We start from the raw sequence: 6,745 nt of genomic DNA on the forward strand, positions 1-6,745 counted from the left end.
AAATCTTAATGACAACCACATCATTTCCTTTGTTTAAAAACCATACTGCTGGTGTTTTTATTTATGAGCAGGCAAAATCATTTGTAAATCTTGGTCAGGATGTAACTATTTTAGCTCCTTATGATTTGGGCAGCAAAAAAAGTGAAATAATGGATGGAATTAAAGTTAAAAGATTTTGTTATTTTTTTAAAAAGCATCAGGGCCTATGTTATGGCTCAGGAGTTCCTGCAAACTTAAAAAAAGGTTTTAAATATAAAATTCAACTTCCAATTCTTGTTTTATTTTTTTTTATTAAATGTCTTTTATTGGGTAGAAAATATGATCTTATTTATGCTCATTGGACTTTATCCGGCCTTGGAGCTGTTTTGGCAGGAAAAATTTTAAGAAAGCCTGTTGTTTTAATGATTCATCATGGACAGGAAGATTTTAAAAAGCTTAAATTTTTAATGAAAATTCCAATAGAAAATGCTGATCATCTAGTTTTTAACAGCAGTTTTACCATGGGAAAAACCTTAAAAAACTTTAAGCCCAAAAAATATTCAATAATACCCCCTGGAGTTGATATAAATAAGTTTAAACCAATTAATTTATCACAATATTCAGAGTTTTTTGAAAGTTATGGAATTAAAAGCAACTCAAAAGTAATTTTTGCCATGGGAAGACATATAGCGTGGAAAGGGTTTAATTATCTGATTAAAGCTTTTGCTGATATTAAAGATAAAGATGCCTTGCTTGTATTGGCTGGAAGTGGCCCTGAAACTAAAAGTTTACAAACCTTAGCTAAAAGTTTAAAAATTCATGACAGGGTGATATTTTTAGGTAATATTCCAAATAATAAAACTCCGTTATTTTATAACAGAGCTTTGCTTTTTGTTCAGCCTTCAATTGTAGATAATCAAGGAAATACTGAAGGCCTTGGAGTTGTAATTCTTGAAGCTTTGGCTTGTGGTACTCCTGTTGCTGCATCTAAGGTTGGTGGAATAATTGATATAATTAAGGATGGTGAAAATGGGCTTTCCTTTGAGCAAAAAGATGTGCAAAAATTATCAGGTATTATGGAAAGCATGATAAATAAAAACGAAAAAGATAATAAAATGTCTAAAAATGCCAGAACTTTTGTATTAAATACTTATAGCTGGAATGTTTTAACAGAACAAAATTTAAATCTTTTGCAAAGGTTGTAGATTTTATGAAAATTATAAATGTTGTAATTCCAGCTTATAATGAAGAAAAAAATATAAAAAGATGTATTGAGTCTGTATTGTCTCAGCAATTAAATGATGTTTCTTTATACATAACTATTGTTGATGATTGTTCTTCTGACAATACAGGAGAAATTGTTAAATCCTTTGGAAAAGAAAATGTTTTTTTAATTTCAAATGAAAGAAATTTAGGTAGAAGCGGTTCAAGAAACAAAGGTGCTTTTTCTATTCCAGAAGTTGATTGTTTATATTTTTTAGATGGAGATTGTTTTTTTAAAAATACAAAATGTATAAATAATATGATTTTAAATCTTGAAAAGAAAAACGCTGATATTTGTATGGGAGATGTTTTTGGAGCAGGGAACAGTTTCTGGGATAAATATTATAATTTATCAAAAGAAGGGAAAGGTTCCGAAGAAAAGTGGAGCAGTCAGAATTTTTTAATTAAAAATGATTTATTTGTAGAAATTTCAGGGTTTGACGAGGATTACCAAAATTACGGTTTTGAAGATAGAGACTTGTTTTATAATTGCCAAAAAAAAGGAGCAAAAATAGTATTTGTACCTGTTTCAGTAGTTAACACATTTTGCTCGTTTACAATTGAGCAGGTTTGTAAAAAAATGTATTTGGCAGGTAAAAGCAGTGCAAATATTTTTTGGCATAAACATCCTGAAATTTATCAAAAAACATCTTATTTTAAAGTTCATTATAGAAATAGAAGATTGGATAAGCTTCTATTAATTTCATTACTTAATAAAAAAATATTGGTTTTTTTATTTAATATGAGGTTCCCTTTTTTCTTTAAGCAAAAGATTGCTCAGATCCTTTTAGCTTTGTCTTTTTTTCAAGGTACATATGAAGGTAAGTATGAATAAATTAAGGTTTGGTTTCTGATTAAAAATATTAAGAAATTTTATTTAATATGGAAGCTAAAGTTTTTGTAGAATCTTGTCTTGTAGGGATAAAAGATTTATCAATGGACTGAGATTGAATTTTTTGTAAATTATCAAGGTTCTTTTGGATATTACAAAAAGAATGGGGCTCTTCAGATATAAGAATGTTTTTATTTGTCTTCAAAGTTTTTGATACTATAGAATCTTTTGGAGATAAACATAAAACTGGTTTGTTTAAAAAAAGATAATCAAATATTTTTGTTCCAATCTGAAACTTTAAACCAGTAGAAGTTATAGTAGCGTCAGCTCCTGCAATATAATTCAAGACTTTTTTATAAGGCATAAATGGAAGAGAAGTCACTTGTGATTTTACATTATATTTTACAGCCAGTTTAGAAATTGTTTTATCTTCAGTTCCTATATAAATAAAATGTATGTTTTTATTTTTAGTTAAATACTTGAGTATATTTTTAACTGCACCAGGTGTGTACATAAAAATTTTACCTGTAACAATTATATTAAATTTTCTACTTATTTTAATCGGTTTGATGTTTTTAAAATCCTCTGTATCAATACCATTTGGTATGGTTATATACTTGTTTTTAAACTTTGGTATGAGTTCAGAATACTCATTTTTTAGTACAGATGTAGCAAAACATACTTTAGAAGCGTATTTGATCGAAATTATTTCTATTGGACTGTAAATAAAAAAGCTTATTAATTTTTTTAAAAAAGTACCGTTTCTTCCGTCAAAGCCATAATTATAACTCCAGGGGTCCCTAAAATCTATTATAGATGGTTTTTTAAAAACACCTGTTATTATGGAAGTGAGTATGAATGGGTGATATGGGCTTCCAGAAGTGTAAAAAGCAGAAAATTTCTTTTTGTTTAAAATAAAAGTTGTTAATGCAATTAATGGAAATAATATTTTTATAATTAAAGCATTCCCCGGAAAATTTATATATGGAATTTTTATTATATTAGAAGAGTCAATTTGAGGTTTAAGGTTTTTAATAAAATTGTTCTTATAATATTTAGGATGAACTGTAAAAACTGTTGGTTCCCATCCATGTGCGGGAAGAAGTTTGACAAATTTTGATGTTCGAAAACAACTAACCCCTTTGTAAGGTGGAAAATAGTAAGCTAATATAAAAATTTTTTTCATATTATTTCCTTTTTTAAACTCATCTAAGTACTTTGCATATCCTACCATTTTTCTTGCTTTCTGCCCCCCTGACTTAAATTTTGTTTTTTTAACTCATGTGGCAACTATTCTGATACGGGGCTTCAAGGCGTTGGAGATGGGTTAGGGCCATAAAGAGTTAAACCTTATTTGAAAAATACCTTTCAATTGCATCGTAAGCAATATCATTACCAAACTTCACTAACTTATAATAGTTTAATGGTCTATCAATAAATCGCAATTTTATTTTCCCCAGTAACCTATATGCACGAGGAAAGTTATGATTAACTAAACCGTCATCATGCTGGAAAAAATTTAACTCATTTAAGGCACTTGGAATCACTTTAACTTTTAAGCCACTCAATTTACATAGCTTTGAATACCATAAATCATCAGCTATAGGAGCTACATTCAAGTAGTTAGAGTCTTCAAGTAAGTCATCAGAAAACCAGCTTTTACACAAAACTGCACCGCCACCATAAGTAATGATCCAATCATCAACTATTAATGCTGGTTTGTTTACGATTGGCCAATACCCATAACCTGTGAGCTTTTTTAAATGATTTTTTCTTTGATATCTAGCTCTTGCTGCATGGATTATTTTGTTTTCCGGATCGAAATCTTCAAGCAGAAGTTTAAGCCATTGCTGCCCATAAAAAATATCATCATCAGCCGTGACAATAATATCATTATCATTCGCGGTTTGAAGTGTAGGAATAAGCTTACGATAAGGGCCTGTATTATCAACCCAGCGGATTTCAATTGTTTTTTTAGCTAAAACATCTAACCCATTAGTTAAGAAAGCAAGCACATTTTTATTTTTGATACCGCTATCTCTTAAGTAAGGTTCTTTAGATACATTAACAACTATTTTACTCGCCGGTAAACTTTGTGTAGCAAGGGATATAAGTGCCGCTCTACACAAAGTAAGTCGTTGTGAGGTTGTTGCTAACGAAACTATAATTGTCATTTGCTACCTACTGGAGTTATAAACTGCACACTTGAACAATAATCCTATTCGGATTAAAAAGATAATTATTGAATACTGTAATCAAATATTTGATAGTCATCTTGATATGTATTATAAATAATTTCCTTTGCCTCTATACTAAAGACTTCGGGTTTCGACAAAGTTTTATTGATAACAGTAAGCTCCTTAAAGTCTTCAAGTCCTATTTTGTCAGCAATAATATCAAAATCATCAGCCATTGTTTCGAATCTACCAATGAAATTAACCTGAATCTCACCCTTCCAGTTACATAAATACCAGCTTTGAGGGCGAAAAATAGGGTGATAAATCATTTTACCATTTAGAAACTCACATTCTAAAAACTCATTAAAACTTTTGTACTTTTCTAGATACTTAGCTATTTCCAAGTCCCCCATTTTGTTGCCACCCGATTTCAAGTATCTATAACCCGAAAAAACACGATCAAGTGGATCTCTAACAAAAGCAAACTTATAAAAATTATTGAAACGTTGAGGCGAAGCTTGATGATATACCCACCAAGGCAAATGCAGCCGACCAGTCTCCGGCTCGCCTAATGCAACTCTCACGGCTGTACCAGCAGCTTTTGGTATATGAATAAAAAGCACTTTTTTCTTTAATGATATCGGTGAATAGGGGAAAAGAGACTGTCTATAAATAGACTTAGTTTTTAGTAAAATTTTCCTAAACATTGATTAACCAACTTTTATAAAATATCTTTGTAAGCTTACTGAGTATTACAGTATCAACTAAACTGCAAATGAATTTACTTTAAGCCTTTTGTATAACAATAAAGACAAAACACAATTCCAAACAACTATACTTAAACTAACTCCAATAGCCGCACCAGCAGCACCATATAAGGGAACTAGAAGTGAGCATAGTACAATATTAACTAGAACTGCAATAAGCTGTCCTTTTAAGGTGTCATTAGTATAACCACTCATTGAAAGTAAATAGCCAACAGAGCCAAAAAAAACATTAATTAATTGACCTATTACTAAAATAGCCATCGGAAAGTAAGCAATAACATAATCAGCACCAAACACTAGTTCAATGAGGTATTTACCGCCGAATAAAAGCACTAGCCCTATAGGCAAGGCAATAAGGAAGCTCCCCCTAGCTGACTGTTTGGCAAGCTTTTGCAAACCTTTTCTATCTTTTGATCGAAAAGCTCGCACTATATGTGGGGCAATAACGATATTAATTAAAGTGAGTGACAAAGCAACAAAGGCAGCACCACGGTCAGCAACGCGCATGGCGGCAACCTGCTCATCTGATCCTAAAAAACCTAAAACAACTATACCAATTTGGGTATTGAAAGTACCAATTAAAGCTAATAATGTAAAAGGCAGTAAAGATGGAACCCAAACTTTTAAATCATATTCTGGTGTTTCAAATTTTCTTTCTAACGGCTGTAACCAATGAAAAATCCAGCTAGCTATTAAAAATACAATAATAGCAACAACTAACTGGCTGGTGACTGCCATTTTAGCATTTAAAATATCTAGCTTAGCTAATGTTAGATAGGCTGAAATAACCAGCAGAGGCTGTATAAGTTGACTAGGGATTTCAGAATAAACAGGCTTTGCTAAGCCTTTTATTGCCCCATTTCTTACGGCACCTAAACCTAAAAACGGTAGAGTGAAAATAGAAATAGCAAGTAATTGCCACTTACTGTTAACCGGTAAAAGATTTGTAGAGTTGGCAATAATAAAGTAAATACTGATAATAGCTAAGGATGAAATCAGCACCCATAAGTGAGCTATACGTAAAACTCCACGATAAAGCGACCATTTTTTCTCATGTAAATAGGCCGCAACTTCTCTGGTTAAAAGTTGGGGAAGGCCACCTGATATTGGTAAAGCTAAAATAGCAACCAATGACATTACAAAAGAATATTGACCAAAGGCTTCTGTACCTAAACTTCTAGCTAAGATAATACTAGTAACTAAACCCAAAGGTATAGAAAGTAATCTTATTGCACCTAAGCCAAAGAAGCTTTTAACTAAAGGGTTTTTAAATATCAATGGAGTTTCTCAGCATTATTTTATAAAAAACGGTAGTGTTCAATATTCTGTGTCATGTCTCAGTTTCTAAAATTTGCCGAGGCAAAAGCGGAAGTGTAAGCCAGTCCCTGAGAATGGGCACCACAAATATTGACCGTCGGAAGGGGTTGGGTTACGCTTCCGCGATTCCAGTTCCCGGCACTTTGCTTTCTGTTTAAAATATATTTCATAGTTTCAACTCCTTATCAAGTCTTCCCTCAAAAAAATTGCCAACTGTGAAATTGTTAAAGACTAGTTCTGGATTGGCATTGTCCATTTTTTACTTGCGTTCTGAATGCCCATATAATTATTGTGCTTGGGGTCGTACCTAAATAAGTATTTGAATTTATGATACAAAAGCTTTAAAAAACAACCTTGTTTAGTCCTAGGGCATTGATTTAAAGGGGTAAATGATTTATCTCCCAAAGAAA

At 31.5% G+C, this 6,745-nt stretch carries 6 protein-coding genes; 2 read left to right on the forward strand and 4 right to left on the reverse strand.

The annotated features are described in order from the left end of the window. The first annotated feature begins 8 nt into the window (after positions 1 to 8). Together RBR53_07405 and RBR53_07410 are read left to right on the forward strand one after the other, a co-directional pair. Positions 9 to 1,184, forward strand: a complete 1,176-nt coding sequence (locus RBR53_07405) for a glycosyltransferase family 4 protein (protein ID MDY0132479.1) — start codon at positions 9 to 11, stop codon at positions 1,182 to 1,184. Between the two features lie 5 nt (positions 1,185 to 1,189). Then, positions 1,190 to 2,077: a glycosyltransferase family A protein gene (locus RBR53_07410; protein MDY0132480.1), complete on the forward strand. Its 888-nt coding sequence runs from the start codon at positions 1,190 to 1,192 to the stop codon at positions 2,075 to 2,077. Between the two features lie 28 nt (positions 2,078 to 2,105). Here RBR53_07410 and RBR53_07415 read toward each other — a convergent pair whose 3' ends face one another. The 4 genes from RBR53_07415 to RBR53_07430 all read right to left on the reverse strand — a co-directional run bounded on the left by RBR53_07415 (position 2,106) and on the right by RBR53_07430 (position 6,296). Beyond that, positions 2,106 to 3,260 carry a hypothetical protein gene (locus RBR53_07415; GenBank protein MDY0132481.1) on the reverse strand — a complete coding sequence of 385 codons (1,155 nt, stop codon included), beginning with the start codon at positions 3,258 to 3,260 and terminating at the stop codon, positions 2,106 to 2,108. A 157-nt stretch (positions 3,261 to 3,417) separates the two neighbouring features. After that, a complete protein-coding gene (locus RBR53_07420) occupies positions 3,418 to 4,248 on the reverse strand; it encodes a hypothetical protein (GenBank protein MDY0132482.1) in 831 nt (276 codons plus the stop codon). Positions 4,249 to 4,313: 65 nt separating this feature from the next. Continuing rightward, the gene (locus RBR53_07425) at positions 4,314 to 4,958 is read right to left on the reverse strand and encodes a sulfotransferase family 2 domain-containing protein (protein MDY0132483.1); all 645 of its coding nucleotides are present in this window, start codon (positions 4,956 to 4,958) and stop codon (positions 4,314 to 4,316) included. A 57-nt stretch (positions 4,959 to 5,015) separates the two neighbouring features. Further along, entirely contained in the window at positions 5,016 to 6,296 is a 1,281-nt protein-coding gene (locus RBR53_07430) for a flippase (protein ID MDY0132484.1), read from the reverse strand. Positions 6,297 to 6,745: the final 449 nt, after the last annotated feature.

It is taken from the genome of Desulforegulaceae bacterium (assembly GCA_034006035.1).
In the GTDB taxonomy this organism is placed as follows: domain Bacteria; phylum Desulfobacterota; class Desulfobacteria; order Desulfobacterales; family JACKCP01; genus JACKCP01.

What these genes read in the sequence shown, in the direction of transcription:
- RBR53_07405 (MDY0132479.1), top strand. Translation starts at nt 9, where the DNA reads ATGACAACCACATCATTTCCTTTGTTTAAAAACCATACTGCTGGTGTT.
- RBR53_07410 (MDY0132480.1), top strand. Translation starts at nt 1,190, where the DNA reads ATGAAAATTATAAATGTTGTAATTCCAGCTTATAATGAAGAAAAAAAT.
- RBR53_07415 (MDY0132481.1), bottom strand. Translation starts at nt 3,260, where the DNA reads ATGAAAAAAATTTTTATATTAGCTTACTATTTTCCACCTTACAAAGGG.
- RBR53_07420 (MDY0132482.1), bottom strand. Translation starts at nt 4,248, where the DNA reads ATGACAATTATAGTTTCGTTAGCAACAACCTCACAACGACTTACTTTG.
- RBR53_07425 (MDY0132483.1), bottom strand. Translation starts at nt 4,958, where the DNA reads ATGTTTAGGAAAATTTTACTAAAAACTAAGTCTATTTATAGACAGTCT.